At 36.4% G+C, this 16,480-nt stretch carries 16 protein-coding genes; 7 read left to right on the forward strand and 9 right to left on the reverse strand.

The window, feature by feature from the left end:
- Positions 1 to 89: 89 nt before the first annotated feature.
- Complete coding sequence (locus tag EV200_RS10670) at positions 90 to 920, forward strand: hypothetical protein (RefSeq protein WP_132532364.1); 831 nt, start codon at positions 90 to 92, stop codon at positions 918 to 920.
- A gap of 47 nt (positions 921 to 967) precedes the next feature.
- Here EV200_RS10670 and EV200_RS10675 read toward each other — a convergent pair whose 3' ends face one another.
- Together EV200_RS10675 and EV200_RS10680 are read right to left on the reverse strand one after the other, a co-directional pair.
- On the reverse strand, positions 968 to 2,044 hold the full coding sequence (locus EV200_RS10675; RefSeq protein WP_132532367.1) for a calcium:proton antiporter: 1,077 nt from the start codon (positions 2,042 to 2,044) through the stop codon (positions 968 to 970).
- A 472-nt stretch (positions 2,045 to 2,516) separates the two neighbouring features.
- Entirely contained in the window at positions 2,517 to 2,999 is a 483-nt protein-coding gene (locus tag EV200_RS10680; RefSeq protein ID WP_132532370.1) for a hypothetical protein, read from the reverse strand.
- Between the two features lie 260 nt (positions 3,000 to 3,259).
- On the opposite strand from EV200_RS10680, the gene EV200_RS10685 reads away from it, so the two are divergent.
- The gene (locus tag EV200_RS10685; RefSeq protein ID WP_132532373.1) at positions 3,260 to 3,763 is read left to right on the forward strand and encodes a hypothetical protein; all 504 of its coding nucleotides are present in this window, start codon (positions 3,260 to 3,262) and stop codon (positions 3,761 to 3,763) included.
- A gap of 169 nt (positions 3,764 to 3,932) precedes the next feature.
- On the opposite strand, the gene EV200_RS10690 is transcribed toward EV200_RS10685, so the two are convergent.
- Positions 3,933 to 4,325 carry a response regulator transcription factor gene (locus tag EV200_RS10690; RefSeq protein WP_132532376.1) on the reverse strand — a complete coding sequence of 131 codons (393 nt, stop codon included), beginning with the start codon at positions 4,323 to 4,325 and terminating at the stop codon, positions 3,933 to 3,935.
- A 43-nt stretch (positions 4,326 to 4,368) separates the two neighbouring features.
- A complete protein-coding gene (locus tag EV200_RS10695) occupies positions 4,369 to 5,133 on the reverse strand; it encodes a DeoR/GlpR family DNA-binding transcription regulator (RefSeq protein ID WP_132532379.1) in 765 nt (254 codons plus the stop codon).
- Positions 5,134 to 5,291: 158 nt separating this feature from the next.
- Between EV200_RS10695 and EV200_RS10700 the strand changes: the two genes are divergently transcribed.
- The 5 genes from EV200_RS10700 to EV200_RS10720 all read left to right on the forward strand — a co-directional run bounded on the left by EV200_RS10700 (position 5,292) and on the right by EV200_RS10720 (position 11,418).
- Positions 5,292 to 6,854 carry a glycerol-3-phosphate dehydrogenase/oxidase gene (locus EV200_RS10700; protein WP_229676742.1) on the forward strand — a complete coding sequence of 521 codons (1,563 nt, stop codon included), beginning with the start codon at positions 5,292 to 5,294 and terminating at the stop codon, positions 6,852 to 6,854.
- Between the two features lie 48 nt (positions 6,855 to 6,902).
- The gene (gene glpK, locus EV200_RS10705; RefSeq protein WP_188754100.1) at positions 6,903 to 8,393 is read left to right on the forward strand and encodes a glycerol kinase GlpK; all 1,491 of its coding nucleotides are present in this window, start codon (positions 6,903 to 6,905) and stop codon (positions 8,391 to 8,393) included.
- A 30-nt stretch (positions 8,394 to 8,423) separates the two neighbouring features.
- Positions 8,424 to 9,155: an MIP/aquaporin family protein gene (locus EV200_RS10710; RefSeq protein WP_132532388.1), complete on the forward strand. Its 732-nt coding sequence runs from the start codon at positions 8,424 to 8,426 to the stop codon at positions 9,153 to 9,155.
- A 146-nt stretch (positions 9,156 to 9,301) separates the two neighbouring features.
- A complete protein-coding gene (locus EV200_RS10715) occupies positions 9,302 to 9,982 on the forward strand; it encodes a 3'-5' exonuclease (RefSeq protein WP_132532391.1) in 681 nt (226 codons plus the stop codon).
- A complete protein-coding gene (locus EV200_RS10720; RefSeq protein ID WP_132532395.1) occupies positions 9,967 to 11,418 on the forward strand; it encodes a DUF294 nucleotidyltransferase-like domain-containing protein in 1,452 nt (483 codons plus the stop codon). The genes EV200_RS10715 and EV200_RS10720 overlap by 16 nt, the downstream gene beginning before the upstream one ends.
- A 637-nt stretch (positions 11,419 to 12,055) precedes the next feature.
- Here the strand turns inward: EV200_RS10720 and rplT are convergent.
- From rplT to EV200_RS10745, 5 genes are all read right to left on the reverse strand, one after another.
- A complete protein-coding gene (rplT, locus tag EV200_RS10725) occupies positions 12,056 to 12,400 on the reverse strand; it encodes a 50S ribosomal protein L20 (protein WP_029285460.1) in 345 nt (114 codons plus the stop codon).
- Positions 12,401 to 12,475: 75 nt separating this feature from the next.
- Positions 12,476 to 12,676 (reverse strand): 50S ribosomal protein L35, encoded by a 201-nt coding sequence (gene rpmI / locus EV200_RS10730; RefSeq protein WP_010600880.1) that lies wholly within the window; start codon positions 12,674 to 12,676, stop codon positions 12,476 to 12,478.
- Between the two features lie 29 nt (positions 12,677 to 12,705).
- Positions 12,706 to 13,275: a translation initiation factor IF-3 gene (gene infC / locus EV200_RS10735; protein ID WP_056872808.1), complete on the reverse strand. Its 570-nt coding sequence runs from the start codon at positions 13,273 to 13,275 to the stop codon at positions 12,706 to 12,708.
- Positions 13,276 to 13,293: 18 nt separating this feature from the next.
- Complete coding sequence (gene thrS, locus EV200_RS10740) at positions 13,294 to 15,219, reverse strand: threonine--tRNA ligase (RefSeq protein WP_132532398.1); 1,926 nt, start codon at positions 15,217 to 15,219, stop codon at positions 13,294 to 13,296.
- A gap of 329 nt (positions 15,220 to 15,548) precedes the next feature.
- Complete coding sequence (locus tag EV200_RS10745; RefSeq protein WP_132532401.1) at positions 15,549 to 16,445, reverse strand: hypothetical protein; 897 nt, start codon at positions 16,443 to 16,445, stop codon at positions 15,549 to 15,551.
- Positions 16,446 to 16,480: the final 35 nt, after the last annotated feature.

Raw genomic sequence — 16,480 nt, forward strand, 5'->3', positions numbered from 1 at the left:
CTTATTAGCATATTACTTTGATTGCAAAAAAGAATTAATGCTGTCTTGATATAATTTTCTAATTTTAAAGCCTAATACTATAAAGTAGCATGTCCGTTCGTTCACTGTCATCACAAAATTTTTCTCAATATCAGGAAGCAATTTCCACATCCACCAGTGCAAAAAAAAGCTTTTCTTCAATAATAGATCTTTATCAGCGCCTTACAATAAACGAGGAAGAATTGGAAGCGCTGCAATTTGATTCTTTGCTCACCGAAATTCAGGCACAATACGATCTTCAAAAAGAATCCTTTAGAAATGAACATCAAATATTAAAAGGTGTTCGAAAAGCAATTGATGAGCGGATTTTAATTGTAGAGCAAAAACTTTACCTCGGTCTTCCAGATGATCTGACTGAAATGGATCGATTGATAGCCGAACAGGAAGCCATAGTTGCTGATCAGGAAGAACTCAATGAGAATGAGCTTGCCCTTATGGAAAAAATGAGTCAAAGTGATATCAGTTATGGCAAAAAATTAGCTGCACTTGATCAATCTAAATCTAATCGTGAGCTACCTTTAAAATCAAAATTAGACAGGCAAATTTCGCAAGTAGTCCAAGCAGAGAAACAAACTGCTTTTCGCACCAACATATTGTCTATAGTTGTTATTTTACTTATTCCAATAATTCTGGATTATTTAGCTTACTTGCTTGGGCTTAATGGCAAAACAGATACCAGATTGATTTTCTCTCATTACGTTTTCCTCCTTACGTTTATCATAATTGAGTTTTTCTATGCGGAGAAAATCAAAAACCTGATTTCTACTTTCCTTGCAAAAAAACAATGTGATTCTTTTTTAAATGAAATTTCAGCTTCGCTGGAAAATATTGAAAAAGCCAAACGTAAGTTGAATATCAATCAATTAAATATCGTTTTATAGATTATCTTCTTCAATCATCCAGGCGCAATGCTTCCAGGAATTATTGATTAAGGCACAACAGTATAAAACAAGTAAGAAGCAAAGATTACCAGCAAAACTACACCTTGCTGTACATTTGTTTTTCCGGTAGCCAGAGAGAACATAATGGTAATCATAGAGAGCAACAGCAATACGGTAGAACTCATGTCGATCCCTAACGTAATTGGCATACTAAAAGCAATAGAAACAGCCGCAACTGCAGGAATTGTTAATCCAATACTTGCCAGCGCAGATCCCAGGGCAAGATTCAAACTCGTCTGAATTCTGTCAGCCTTTACGGCACGGTAAGCAGCTAATCCTTCTGGTAAAAGTACTATAGCCGCAATGATTACGCCAACAACTGATTGTGGTGCACCCATCGCCAGTACCATGACTTCAATATCATTAGAAAGATATTTTGCCAGCAACACAACAGTAACTAAACTCACAATTAAAAGCGTTAAACTGCTAAACGTAGTGGTATTATTGGGTGCGTGCTCATGTTCCTCTTCGGATGATGAATCTTTTGGGATAAAATAATCCCTGTGCCTAACGGTTTGCATAAAAATAAAGCCACCATATAAAACCAATGATACAATAGATACAAATATCAACTGGCTGGTGGTATACTCTCCCATGGCACCGCTAATGGTGTAGTTAGGCAAAATAAGTGTAAGTACTAAAATGGAAGCTAGTGTGATTAAAGCTGCGTTAACGCCCTGAAGTTTATAAAGCTGCTCTTTAAATTTGATGCCGCCACGCAGCAGGCAAATCCCTACAATTGCCGTTAAAATAATCATTACTGCTGCAAAAACAGTATCTCTTGCCAACGCTTTTGTTGCTTCACCCCCGGCGAGCATTAACGATACAATAAGCCCAACCTCTATAGTAGTGATGGCCAGGGCCAGAATAATCGTACCGAATGGTTCTCCTACCCGATGTGCAATAACCTCTGCGTGATGTACCGAAGCCAGAATACTACCAACCAGCAGGCCAGCTAATAATACTCGAAACCAAACGCTTGATTCTATTCCTGTTAAAAAGTAGGCTACAATTCCTAATACTGGAATTAACATAGTCCATTTGGGTAGATTAATATTTTTCATAGGCATAATTGAGTTGCCTAACTAACAAAAAACTATCTAGACGGTTTTTATTAATCACAATCAATGAAAATCACACTAACATTTAGCATAATATTTTATACTTCTAAAAAAAGACATATCTTTATAGAACTTAATCGTAATGATTGAATTACGTGATGAAAACCAAATTTTAAACTATGCTATTTTTTGCAGTTCCATTATATTTTACAGCATTTGTAGGGTGGCTACTTTACGCAGGATTTATCAAAAGAAATTTGAGGCATCATTTACCTTTGGTGTATTTTGGTAGTATCTTCAGTATGATCTGGTTTGCTATTGTATTAATATCAATAACATAATATATACCATTTATCAAGTATTAAATTGCTTTCGCAATTGGAACACAATCGTGTTTTTTAAGCTTATTTTATAAATTTCCCCTCTGTTTATTGCGGTTTTTCTAGAAGTAAAGAATCTATATAGATTAAGTTAATTAATCCCAGCCAGCCATATTTTTTTTCCTAACCGTTGGTTTTGCCAGCACGGTGAAATCATCTGAAAAATCATGATTAAAAACCTGAAAGCTTATAGGCCATTCATCTTTTAGTAAACCAGGCACAAATTTGGAGAATATACCTTCAAAACTTTTAAAACTAATTCCCGATTTGCACACCACTAAATATTCCTGATCAGATTTTGCAACCACTTCATGAATCATATTATTCCACCTCGACGTGAGTGCTAATGGAAGTTGATTAAAATGTTGTTTCTCTATCAATTTAATAAGGCTATTTAATAATTCTTCCGAAAAATCTTCACCACTTAGCTGTTTCCAGTTTCCATCGAATTTATCAAGACTACCCATTAACTCACCATCAAGTACTACCCTCCACGAATCTTCAGGAGAAAATTGAATCACCTGATAAACAAGAATTTCTGTATCTGCTTGCGTAAAAAAACACTCTAGTTCAATCATAAATAGGGATAAATATTTGATCTAATAATCCTCAAATATAGACTTAAATACTAAATTAAATAGCAATAAATGTATTTAACTTATGCCTAAACACGAATAACCAGGCTAGCTTTAATGATAATCAGAAGGTTAACTACTAAAAATATTAGTTAAACTAATTATATCAAATATGGATTCAATTCTCATATCTCTGTTACAATATCAATCTTGGCACAGCATTTGAATTTTAATCAATACACACAAATTAAATTTAGATTATTATGAAAAAGCTATTAATCATCTCCGCGATTGTAGGAATCGTGGCTTTAACATCCAATCAATCTAGCGCTCAGGTAAGTTTAAATGTAAATATCGGTTCGCAACCCACATGGGTGCCTGCTGGCTATCAAGATGTAAACTATTATTACCTACCTGAAGTTAATTCTTATTATTATGTACCACAAAGGCAGTTTGTTTATCTAAATGGAAACCGCTGGACCAGATCACGAAGTTTACCAAACCGATACAGAGGCTATGACTTAAATAATGGAAGAAAGGTAGTTGTTTATGGTAACCAACCTTATCGCAGTTACCATAAACATCAAGTGAAGTATGCCAACAGGTCTAATGTTTACAGATCAGCATATGGAGGTGGCAATCGTGTAAATTATAGACCAGTAAGAAATAATCACAGGTCATTTAAGGTAGATAAAGGCCGTCATGGCAGACATGAGAATCCAAGATTTGCTCCTCATGGTCATGGTGGAAAACATGGAAGACATTAATTTAATTAAGCCTTGTAGCCGGAAGAAAAAATTTTCCGGCTTTTTATTTATACTTCTACTTATACATAAGACAAAATAACTGTCGAAATCTTTTTAAACAGCAAAGGTTGGAAGAAATTCCAACCTTTGCTGTTTCTATGAAAAACTTTAATTAACCTACTAAGTTAAATTAGGCTTTTGCAGGACTATTTTCTTCACTAATTTTCAATTGTGCGTTAATACGATCCAAAACGTCATAAATATCAAAGGGCTTGCTGATGTAATCATTTGCAAAGGCTGCGATTGCTTTTTGTTCACTGTTGTTTTGTGCAGACATTACAATAATTGGAATGTGTTTAGTGAACATATCCGTTTTTAAATCTTCACATATTTCGGCACCATTGCCATCAGGAAGCATTACATCAAGTAAAAATAAGTCTGGCATGGCATCCTGGATATTTTTTTTCAATTCGGCGAAAGAAGATGATAACTGTAATTCAAACCCCTCCTCTTTTAAAAGAATTTCAATTACATTTCTAATTTCCTGATCATCTTCTAAAATGTGTATTCGTTTAGTTTCCATATTCAAATTATATTGTTTTGGTTTCTTGCATAAAAAATAAATTTTATACGATAGTTACTGTAACACCTAAACCTTCTAAATGTTTTACAATTTGTTCAGAAATCCCCTTATCTGTAATGATATGATCAATTTCCTCCAATCCGCATATTTTGCCAAATCCTCTTTTTCCAAATTTGGTAGAATCAGCCAGTACGATTGTTTTTTGCGATGCGTTAATCATTTTCCTATTGAGGTGAGCTTCCATCGCATTGGTAGTCGTTAGACCGAAATCTAAGTCAATTCCATCAACACCTAAAAAAAGCTTGTTAAAATAGAAATCCTGCAAAACCTGTTCAGCATAGGCACCCATTACAGATGATGAGCTTTTTCTTAAAATGCCACCCAATTGAATGACTTCAATATTTGGTTCACGCATTAATTCTAAGGCCACATTAAGTGCAGATGTAACTACTGTAAGTTGACTAGATGGTGTAATATTTTTAGCGAAGTAATAAACCGTTGTTCCTGAAGCAATTACAATAGAATCATTTTCATTTAATAAGGCTGCCGCTGCAATACCAATTCTATTCTTTTCTGTTGACTGGATTTTCTCTTTTTCATTCACCGGCCGATCCACCGTATATGGATTATTAATGGTAGCGCCGCCGTGCGTTCTGAAGAGTAAGCTCTTATCTTCCAGGAGTTTTAAGTCCTTTCTTATCGTTACAGAAGACACTTTCAACTCCTTACATAAATCTACAACATTAATATATTGATCTTTTTGTAAGCGACTTAAAATAAACTGGTGCCTCTCAGCCAAATTCATCATAAACTTTATTAGTTAAGTATTTTGCAAAATAGCAAATAATAATCTCTATAAAATTGATTTGTTGAAATATTTAATATTTTTTTAATGTGGATCATCAATGATTTCGAAATTGATTATTTATACTTGCGTATTGTTTCGTTTTATTTTTATTCATCCAAGTGAAGACAGCACACGATTATATTTTGCCAGCAAGTTCTGAATGGGATATCATTATCATTGGAGGAGGCGCTACGGGTTTAGGTACAGCCCTTGACGCGGTAACCCGTGGCTTAAAAACATTGCTCGTAGAACAATCAGACTTTGCAAAAGGTACATCCAGTCGCAGTACAAAACTGGTACATGGTGGTGTCCGGTACCTCGCACAGGGTGATATCGGCTTAGTTAGGCGTGCGTTAAAAGAGCGTGGACTTTTACAATTAAATGCCAATCACCTGGTAAACAAAGAGGCTTTTATCATTCCATGCTACGATTGGTTCTCCATTATTAAATATTTAACAGGCTTAACACTTTATGATTGGCTAGCTGGTAAATTCTCATTTGGTAAATCTAAGTTTCTTTCTAAAAAAGAAACACTCATTTTAATGCCTGGCATCAAATCAAAGGGCTTAAAAGGTGGAGTAATCTACTATGATGGAAAATTTGATGATGCTCGTTTAGCCATAAATATTGCTCAAACAGCTGTAGAACAAGGCGCAAAACTTTGCAATTATACTAAGGTAATCGGATTAATTAAAAATAACAGCGATGAAGTAACTGGTGTAAAAATCTTGGATACACTCAGCGGAAAAATAGCAGAAGCGCGAGGAAAAGTGATCATTAATGCCACTGGTGTATTTGTAGATGATATTTTACAAATGAATAATCCACTATCAAAAAAAATAGTAAGACCCAGTCAAGGTGTGCATATTGTTATTGATCAGGCATTCCTAAACACAAATGCTGCATTAATGATCCCTAAAACATCTGATGGAAGGGTTCTTTTTGCAGTCCCTTGGCATAACCATCTTTTAGTAGGCACCACTGATACACCATTAGATGCCCATGATTTAGAACCCAGAGCTTTAAAAGAAGAAGTTGATTTTATCTTGAATACGGCCAGCACTTATTTTGAAAGGGCGCCACTTAAAAAAGATATACTAAGCGTATTTTCTGGCTTACGCCCACTTGCCGCACCAACAAATGGCGATAAAAATAGCACCAAAGAAATCAGCCGAGACCATAAACTTATTGTTTCTGCCAAAGGATTAATTACCATTACTGGTGGTAAATGGACAACTTATAGAAACATGGCGGAGGAAACCGTTGATTTAGCCATCAGCCATGCACAATTAAAAGCAGAGAAATGCAAGACTCAAAATTTGAAAATTCACGGCTGTAGTGCTTTCAAGGCAGATCATTACTTAGATATTTATGGTTCAGATCGTAAAGAAATAGAAAAACTTGCTATTGAGCTGCCGGAATATAACCGGAAACTTCACCCCGCATTTCCAGATACAGAGATCCAAGTAGTATGGGCGGCGAGGTATGAAATGGCCAAAACTGTTGAAGATGTACTAAGCAGAAGATTGCGGATCTTATTTATTGATGCCAAGGCTGCAAAACTAATGGCACCGATAGTTGCAACCATTCTTGCTTCCGAACTTAATAAAGATGAAACCTGGGAACACGAACAGATTATAGATTTTAATCAACTGGCTGATGGTTATATTTATACATCTTAATATCATGTATACTCCATATTAAGCCAAACAGTAACTAACCAAATCATGATGAATAAGTATATTTTATCTTTAGATCAGGGAACAACAAGTTCAAGAGCAATCATTTTTAATCATAACGGCGAAATTGTAGCCATTGCTCAAAAAGAATTTAGACAGATTTATCCTCAGGCGGGTTGGGTGGAACACGATCCTTTAGAAATCTGGTCTACACAATTAACTGTTGCCACAGAAGCCATTATTAAAGCAGGTTTATCTGTATTTGATATTGATTCTATAGGCATTACCAATCAAAGAGAAACCACTGTAGTTTGGGATAGGGAAACCGGACAACCTGTATATAATGCCATTGTTTGGCAAGACAGACGCACTTCCCAGTATTGTGACGATATTAAAGCAAAAGGGCTGTCTGATTTAATACAAAAGAAAACCGGCTTAATCATAGATTCATATTTTTCAGCAACTAAGGCAAAATGGATTCTTGAAAATGTAGATGGTGCAAGAGAAAAAGCTGAAGAAGGCAAGCTTGCCTTCGGTACAATAGATACGTGGCTAATCTGGAAGCTAACCGCCGGAAAAACCTTTGTTACGGATGTTACCAATGCTTCTAGAACCATGCTCTACAATATTCATACGCTGGAATGGGACGATGAGCTTACAGAATTATTTGGGATTCCTAAAAGCATGTTGCCAAAAGTCAAATCATCTAGTGAGGTATATGGTGAAACTGCAGGTAAAATTCTAGCCGCAAAAATACCGATTGCAGGAATTGCAGGTGATCAGCAATCTGCCCTCTTTGGACAAATGTGTACAGAAATCGGAATGGTTAAAAACACCTATGGTACGGGCTGTTTTATGCTGATGAATATTGGTGAGACACCTAAAACATCTTCTAATAATTTGTTAACTACTATTGCATGGCAAATAAATGGTCAGGTTAATTATGCTCTTGAAGGAAGTATATTTATTGGAGGCGCTGTAGTACAATGGCTAAGAGATGAATTGGGAATGATTTCCAAATCAGCTGATGTGGAAACACTGGCACAACAGGTAAAAGACACTAATGGTGTTTATATTGTCCCTGCATTTGCGGGTCTGGGTGCTCCCCATTGGGATCAGCATGCAAGAGGAACCATTACTGGCCTAACCCGTGGCACCAATAAAGCACATATCGCCAGGGCGGCATTGGAGAGTATTGCTTTCCAAACGATGGACGTATTAAAAGCGATGGAAGCTGACGCCGGAATAGAAATTACGGAATTACGAGTTGATGGCGGCGCAACCAGAAATAATCTTTTGATGCAATTTCAGGCAGATCTTTTAAAAAGCATTGTAGTAAGACCTGAAATTACGGAAGTTACTGCCTTGGGTGCTGCTTACCTCGCAGGTTTGGCTACAGGTTATTGGGATAGTATTGAACAAATCAGGTCGCAGTGGAAGATAGACCAAACGTTTAAAGCCGAGGAAGGCATAGATAATACCGCAAGAATTAAAGGCTGGAACCGTGCCATAAAAGCCGCAAGAGTTAGTGCTACAGATTAAATACAATTTGAATTTATAACATATTAACTGATGACAGAATTTGTTGCAGAATTAATAGGAACAGCCCTGCTCATTCTTTTAGGTAACGGTGTAGTGGCTAACGTGGTGCTGAAGGGTACGAAGGGAAATAACAGCGGATGGATGGTTATTACAACAGCTTGGGGATTAGCTGTTTTTATAGGTGTGGTCATCGCGGCACCTTACAGTGGCGCACACCTCAATCCGGCAGTTACCATTGCCTTAGCCATCGCTCAGAAATTTGACTGGATTAAAGTGCCTTACTATATTCTAGCCCAGCTGTGCGGGGCGATGTTAGGCTCATTTTTAGTTTGGGTAATGTATAAAGATCATTTTGATGCGACAGATGATCAAAATTTAAAAGCTGCTCCATTTGCCACCTCACCAGCCATTAGGAATTTTAAATCCAATCTTTTTTCTGAAATTATTGGAACTTTCGTACTGATCTTCGTTATATTTTATTTTACCAACGCAGAAATGGGGAGTGATAAAACACCTATTGGCCTAGGTTCATTAGGAGCCTTACCTGTAGCATTTCTGGTTTGGGTAATTGGTTTAGGCCTTGGTGGTACTACGGGCTATGCCATTAACCCCGTAAGAGATTTAGGGCCTAGAATTATTCATGCCATAATCCCAATGAAAGGAAAAGGAAGCAGTGACTGGTCTTACGCATGGGTTCCTATTGTAGGCCCATTTATTGGCGCGATACTGGCCGCCTTACTCTATATGACTTTACAAATCTAAAAGATTGTTGTCCGCTCATTTTGTTATCATAAGAGGAAATCTACAGCTACTGTTGAAGTCTAACCATTGTCGAATTCATAATTTTATTATCTTTGAAATGAAGACAAGTATGATATATTTGCTGTCCCTAACCTAAATATAACGAATTGCACAACTTTTTTCTTTTTATAGATACCGAGACATCTGGCTTACCGAAAAACTGGCGTGCACCTTATTCTAAAGAAAACAATTGGCCGCACGTATTACAGATTGCATGGATCATTTTTGATGAAAATTATGATGAAATCAAACGAGCAAATCATTACATCAAAAATGATGGTTTTATCATTGATAAGGCAGCACAAAAAATCCATCATATAACCGATGATTTTTTAAAAATCCACGGTGAACCAATCGAGCCCATCATGTTATCATTATGTGAAGATATGGAACGATTCAATCCCCTGGTTATTGGTCACTTTATAGAATTGGATTTTCATATGGTAAATGTTGAACTTAATCGATTAGGCCTGGAAAGTATTTTCAAATCATCAACTTTCTATTGCACCATGAAAACCAGTGCAGATTATGTAACCAATTCCATTATCAGCCACCTTAAATTAGATAAATTTTACACCATTTTATTTAATGAAGAACCTGAAGAAAGTCATAATGCACTTACTGATGCATTAAATACTTCAAAAATTTTCTTTCATTTACTGCAGGATAAAAAAATAAGCATATCTTCCATTTATAAACAAGAACACACCTTCATTAAAGTAGAAGAAATAGAGCGTTCATTATTTAGACGTATTTTACAGAAAATATTTCCATGGATAATAAGTTAGCAGATAAAATATATACCTCGAGAATTGGCGATATTACCTTTAAAAAAATTGTGAGCTGTTCTCCTGATACTCCTGTATATCAAGCCGCTATCAAAATGGCCGATCATAAAACCAGCTGCTTGTTTATTGAAGATGGTAATGGATCATTTAAAGGCTTTGTAACAGATATTATTCTTCGTGATGAAGTCATTGCCAAGCGAATTGATCCTCAAATCGCAATTAGTGAAGTAATGGATCCGAATATTGTAACCATTGTACCTGAAGCATTTGTTTACGAAGCCATACTGATGATGTTCAGTAAAAAATCAAGATACTTATTAGTCAATGACAATGGTAATTATGTAGGGTTTTTAAGCCGCAACAGGCTTTTAAGCGAACAGGCAGAATCACCTTTAGTATTTATTCAGTCCGTTAAATCTGCAGTAAACACTTCTGATTTAAAATCTAAATGGCAAAAGGTGCCGCATATTGTTGCCCAGCTTTTAGACAGAGGTGTACATGCCAAGATTGTGAATGAAGTGGTTACCACTATCGCAGATACCATTTCTCTAAAAATTATAGAAGAGGTAATCGCTAAGCTGGGTCAACCGCCGGCCAAGTTTGTATTTATGGTTTTGGGTAGTGAAGGAAGAAAAGAACTCAGTTTGAAAACCGATCAGGACAATGCTATTTTGTATGAAGATACACCAGAGGATCAAAGACCTGCGGTTCGCTCCTATTTTCTTGATTTTGCTACTCAAGTTTCAGATAAGTTAAACTACGTTGGTTTCGTGTATTGCGATGGCGATTATATGGCTACAAATCCAAACTGGACTCATTCATTGGAGCACTGGAAATACAATTACAAAAACTGGATTGAAGAAGCACTTCCGGAAACAGCTGTAAAATTTGCCGCATTTTTTGATTGCAGGGCCATTTATGGAGACCTTTCCTTAATGACCAGTTTGAGAGTATTTGTGGATGAGGAACTTCAGAAGCCTATTGAAAAATTTTATGTTTATTTGGCAAAAAATGCTTTGCTATATGAGCCACCACTAACCTATTTCAGAAACATCAGAACTCAGAAGATCGCAAAGCGTGAAGTTTTTGATATTAAAACAGCAATGACTCCTATTGTAGATTTGGCCAGGGTTTATGCTTTACAAAATAGAATTTTTCAAAAGGAAAACACAGGTGAGCGTTTAAAAGCTTTAAAGGAACTGGGGATTTTCAGCGAGAAACAATTCAATGAGCTTTCTCATGCTTATTACTATTTGATGGGATTAAGATTGAAACACCAGGCGAATTTGATCATCAATGATCAGGCAATTCCAAATAACTTTATTGATATTGATTCGCTAAGCAAGATTGAAAAGGTAACTTTAATAGAAATTTTTAAGATTATTTTAGACTTTCAGAGTGGAATCAGAATGAAGTTTACCAATAGTTTAAGTTAAAATCAGCCTTTCTGAAGACCATAATATGCTCTTTATTATAGTTAATTTATGTAATAAATAACATTAATCTACTGGTTGGTATCTCACCAAACAGCTTAAGTTTTGTCTCATCAATCTGTTCATACCATTGAATTTATACTCATGAGTTTTTCGGTTGGTGAGACACCAACCGATAAGGGAATCAGACTTTCTGAAAGCCATAATATACTCTTCATTATGGTTAATTTATGTAATAAATAACATTAATCTACTTAGTCTACTGGTTGGTGTCTCACCAAACAGCTTAAGTTTTGTCTCATCAATCGGTTCATACCATTGAATTTGTGAATATATTTTTTTCGTTTGGCATGACATCCATCCATAGATAGAAGGATTGGTTTCTATCATGATAAGTATTCTAAAGATTAAGAATTTGTCAATTGAAAACAACCGACTGAACTAACCACCCCCTGCCCCTCCTAAATTAGGAGGGAAGTTTACCTCATAGCTGTATAAGGGGAACTACCAACTAATTTTCAGAAGAACCAAAGCGACTCTCACCAGATGGAAATTATATAATACAAATTCTACCAAACAAAAAAGAGTTCCGGAAAACCGGAACTCTTTTTAAAATATGATTATCGCTAACGCGAAATTTCTATTTTACTGCATCAATTACAGCTTTGAAAGCTTCTGGGTGATTCATTGCTAAATCAGCCAATACTTTACGGTTTAAACCGATTTCTTTTGAAGCAAGTTTACCAATTAATTGAGAGTAAGAAATACCGTGCTGACGAGCACCTGCATTAATACGTTGGATCCATAATCCTCGGAATTCTCTTTTCTTAACTTTACGGTCACGGTATGCATATTGCAAACCTTTTTCTACTGTGTTTTTAGCAACCGTAAAAACTTTACTTCTTGCGCCCCAATAGCCTTTGGCCATATTAAGGACTTTTTTCCGTCTTCTTCTCGAAGCTACTGCGTTTACCGAACGTGGCATGTTGTTGTTGTTTTTTGGTAAGCGGCGTTCCTTTTTCTCGGAAACTTAAGGCCTGATACCTGGTGAATTAATAAATTACTTTCCGATGCAAAGCATACGTTTAACGTTACCTGAATCTGCATCTGTTACAATTCCTGCATTTCCAAGAGCACGTTTACGTTTAGTACTCATCTTGGTTAAGATGTGACTTTTGTATGCTTTGTTTCTTTTGATTTTACCTGTTCCAGTAAGCGAAAAACGCTTTTTAGCACTGGAATTGGTTTTCATTTTTGGCATAACCTGTTTTTTAATTTATAAACCTATTTTTATTTTTTTGCAACTTTAGGCGCAACTGTTAAGAACATCCTCTTACCCTCTAACTTAGGCAATAATTCTACTTTACCCACATCTTCCAGGGCCTGAGCGAATTTCAATAATAAAATCTCTCCCTGTTCCTTGTAAACAATTGCCCTACCTTTAAAATGCACATAAGCCCGAACTTTTTCACCATTCTCTAAAAAGCTTACTGCATGTTTCAATTTAAACTGGAAATCGTGATCATTTGTATTAGGACCAAAACGAATTTCCTTGATTACCGTTTGCTTAGCATTAGATTTAATCTCTTTTTGCTTTTTCTTTTGTTCGTAAACGAACTTACTGTAATCAATAATTCTACAAACTGGTGGTACAGCATTTGGAGAAATTTCTACCAAATCCAATTCCAACTCATCAGCAAGCGCCAAAGCTTTTGCCAAAGGATAAATCCCAGGTTCAACATTATCGCCAGCCAAACGCACTTCAGGCGATTTAATGTACTGATTAATGTTATGCTCTGCTTCTTTTTTCTTAAAAGGTGGACGTGGTCCCCTGTTAAATCCTGGTCTTCCTAATGCCAAACGTGTAACTATTTTAATTTAAACTGTTATTTCTTTTTTTAATAAATCGCCGAACTCTTCCATCGTCATTTCCCCTAAATCTCCCTCACCGTGTTTACGTACTGAAACTTTTCCTTCAGCCATCTCTTTATCGCCAATAATAAGCATATAAGGGATCTTTTTAACTTCGGCATCACGGATTTTTCGTCCGATTTTCTCATCTCGAAAGTCAATCAGCCCGCGAATATCGGAATTATTTAGTTCATCTAAAACTTTTTTTGCATATTCTTCATATTTTTCTGAAATCGGAAGAATGATAAATTGTTCAGGACTCAACCATAAAGGGAAATTTCCGGCACAATGTTCGATTAAAACCGCTATGAATCTTTCTAACGAACCAAATGGCGCACGGTGAATCATTACGGGTCTGTGTTTCTGGTTATCACTACCAGTATATTCTAATTCAAAACGCTCTGGCAAGTTATAATCTACCTGAATGGTTCCCAATTGCCACTTTCTACCCAAAGCATCTTTCACCATAAAATCTAGCTTAGGACCATAAAAAGCCGCTTCACCATATTCTACAACCGTATTTAAGCCTTTTTCAGCAGCCGCCTCAATAATGGATTCTTCTGCAAGTTTCCAATTCTCATCATTACCAATATACTTTGATCGGTTATCCGGATCACGAAGGGATACCTGGGCGATATAATTATCAAAACCTAACGATTTAAATACATAAAGCACCAAATCAATCACTTTTTTAAATTCTTCTTTTACTTGATCAGGGCGACAAAATAAGTGTGCATCATCCTGAGTAAAGCCCCTTACACGGGTTAAACCATGTAACTCACCACTTTGTTCGTAACGATATACCGTACCAAATTCAGCAAAACGAACCGGCAAATCTTTATAAGATCGCGGTTTGAATTTATACATTTCACAATGATGCGGACAATTCATCGGCTTTAATAAAAACTCCTCTCCTTCTTGTGGAGTCTTTATCGGCTGAAAACTGTCTTTACCATATTTTTCATAATGACCTGAAGTTATATATAAATTCTTATTCCCTATGTGTGGAGTAACAACCTGTTCATAGCCATGTTTTGCCTGTGCTTTCGTTAAAAATTGAACTAAACGTTCTCTTAATGCAGTTCCTTTTGGCAACCACATTGGTAAGCCCATCCCTACTTTTTCGGAAAACATAAAGAGCTCTAACTCTTTTCCCAGTTTACGGTGATCGCGTTTCTTAGCCTCTTCAATCATCGCAAGATATTCAGTCAGCTCGCTTGCCTTTGGAAAAGTTACGCCATAAATACGGGTTAACTGTTTTTTTGTTTCATCACCGCGCCAGTAAGCGCCGGCAACGTTCATCAGCTTTACAGCTTTAACGAAACCAGTATTTGGAATATGTGGACCACGACATAAATCGGTAAATTGACCTTGAGAATAGAAAGTAATTTTTCCATCTTCCAAACCGTCAATCAAATCCAATTTATATTCATCACCTTTTTCAGTGAAATATTTAATTGCATCAGCTTTGCTTACACTTTCACGGGTAAAAGTTTCTTTTTGCTTAGCCAGCTCAATCATTTTGGTCTCGATGGCTTTGAAATCATCCGAAGAAAATTCCTTTTCGCCAAAATCAACATCATAATAAAAGCCAGTTTCAATTGCCGGACCAATACCAAACTTTGTGCCTGGATAAAGTGCTTCTAAAGCCTCAGCCATTAAGTGGGCAGACGAATGCCAAAAAGTTGATTTACCAGAGGCATCATTCCAGGTTAATAGTTTAACCGATGAATCTGCTTCGATTGGACGCGTTGAATCCCAAACTTCGCCATTCACTTCGGCAGCTAAAACATTACGGGCTAAACCCTCAGAAATTGATAATGCAATTTGATGGGCAGATGTGCCCTGTTCATACTGACGAACGGAGCCGTCAGGTAAAGTAATATTAATCATCTACAACTATGATTTGTTCCTTATCAGTATTAAAGCTTCGGAACGGTTTAAAAATATGGTGAATTCTAAATCACATACAAAGTGATTTTTATTGTCGCGAAGATAAGAAATTTATCTCAACGTTATTTACGGCAGAAAATATTTTTAAGGATATTGATGTGTCTAATTGCATTGGAATAGATCCTGAATCAAGTTCAGGAGGACGCCCGAGGGAGGATTTACGTGAGGACTAACAAAAAAAGCTCTAAAATTCCTACTAAACAAAGCCCTTAAGATATAAAGCCTTTCGAAAATACATCCGAAAGGCTCTCAAAACATTATATTAAAATTTAGTTACCTGGAACAACGATTCGCTGAACACCACCGCCTGGTCTGTTTTGTCTAAAACGTTTCATCATGGCATCCATTTTAACCTTATATTCATCTTCCGTAATTAATTTGGCTTTTTTTGGAGGCGTAACATCTTTAGCACTCACTCCTCTATATTCAATACTTTTAGCAATGGTTGAGCTACCTCTTCCTTCGATGGCTAAAACAGTACCTTCCGTCCACATTTTAGGATTTGGAGAAAAATTAAATCCCAAATCATTCGTGTACCAAATGTGTGTTTCTTCAGTCACGTCTTTATCCATATCTAAAATTTTAACTGATCTGGTTGATTTCACAATCACCTCTTTACAATCAAAACCAATAATCTTTTTGGTAGCATCTGTTTTTATAATTTCAATTTTTGGAGGCGCAACTTGTTTATTTTTAGCAGTATCACCTGCATTTCCACCACCCATTCTGAATGATCCCATTGGGCCAGAAGTAGATAATGATAATTTACTTGGCATATAATAAGTAGTATCATTTAAATCGAAAACTTCGGTTAGTTTTTGATCAGCAAAGCTGTAATAATATTCGCGGTTACCACCACCGCCGCCAAAGCGCATCATCATCCTGCCCATTCCACCACCGCCGCCACCTGCGCCGTTACTATCTTCTACATCCTCAACAGGCATATAACTTGCATTTGTAGCCGTAAATAATAATTCGAAATTGCTTTTACTGGATGATGGCATTCTTGCTTTCATCTGATCTGGAATTTGCATTCCACTAGCAGCTGCCATGGCGGCCGGATCAATAGTTGTTTCAAACTGAATTGCACCAGAAGTTTTCTTTTGTGCATCTGCAATAGTAACCAGTGAGAAAACACTAATCAAGGCCAGAAATATTTTTTTCATGTTTTGTTCTTTTTGCTTTAGAGGTGGTTGTACTT

The organism is Pedobacter psychrotolerans (genome assembly GCF_004340665.1).
In the GTDB taxonomy this organism is placed as follows: domain Bacteria; phylum Bacteroidota; class Bacteroidia; order Sphingobacteriales; family Sphingobacteriaceae; genus Pedobacter; species Pedobacter psychrotolerans.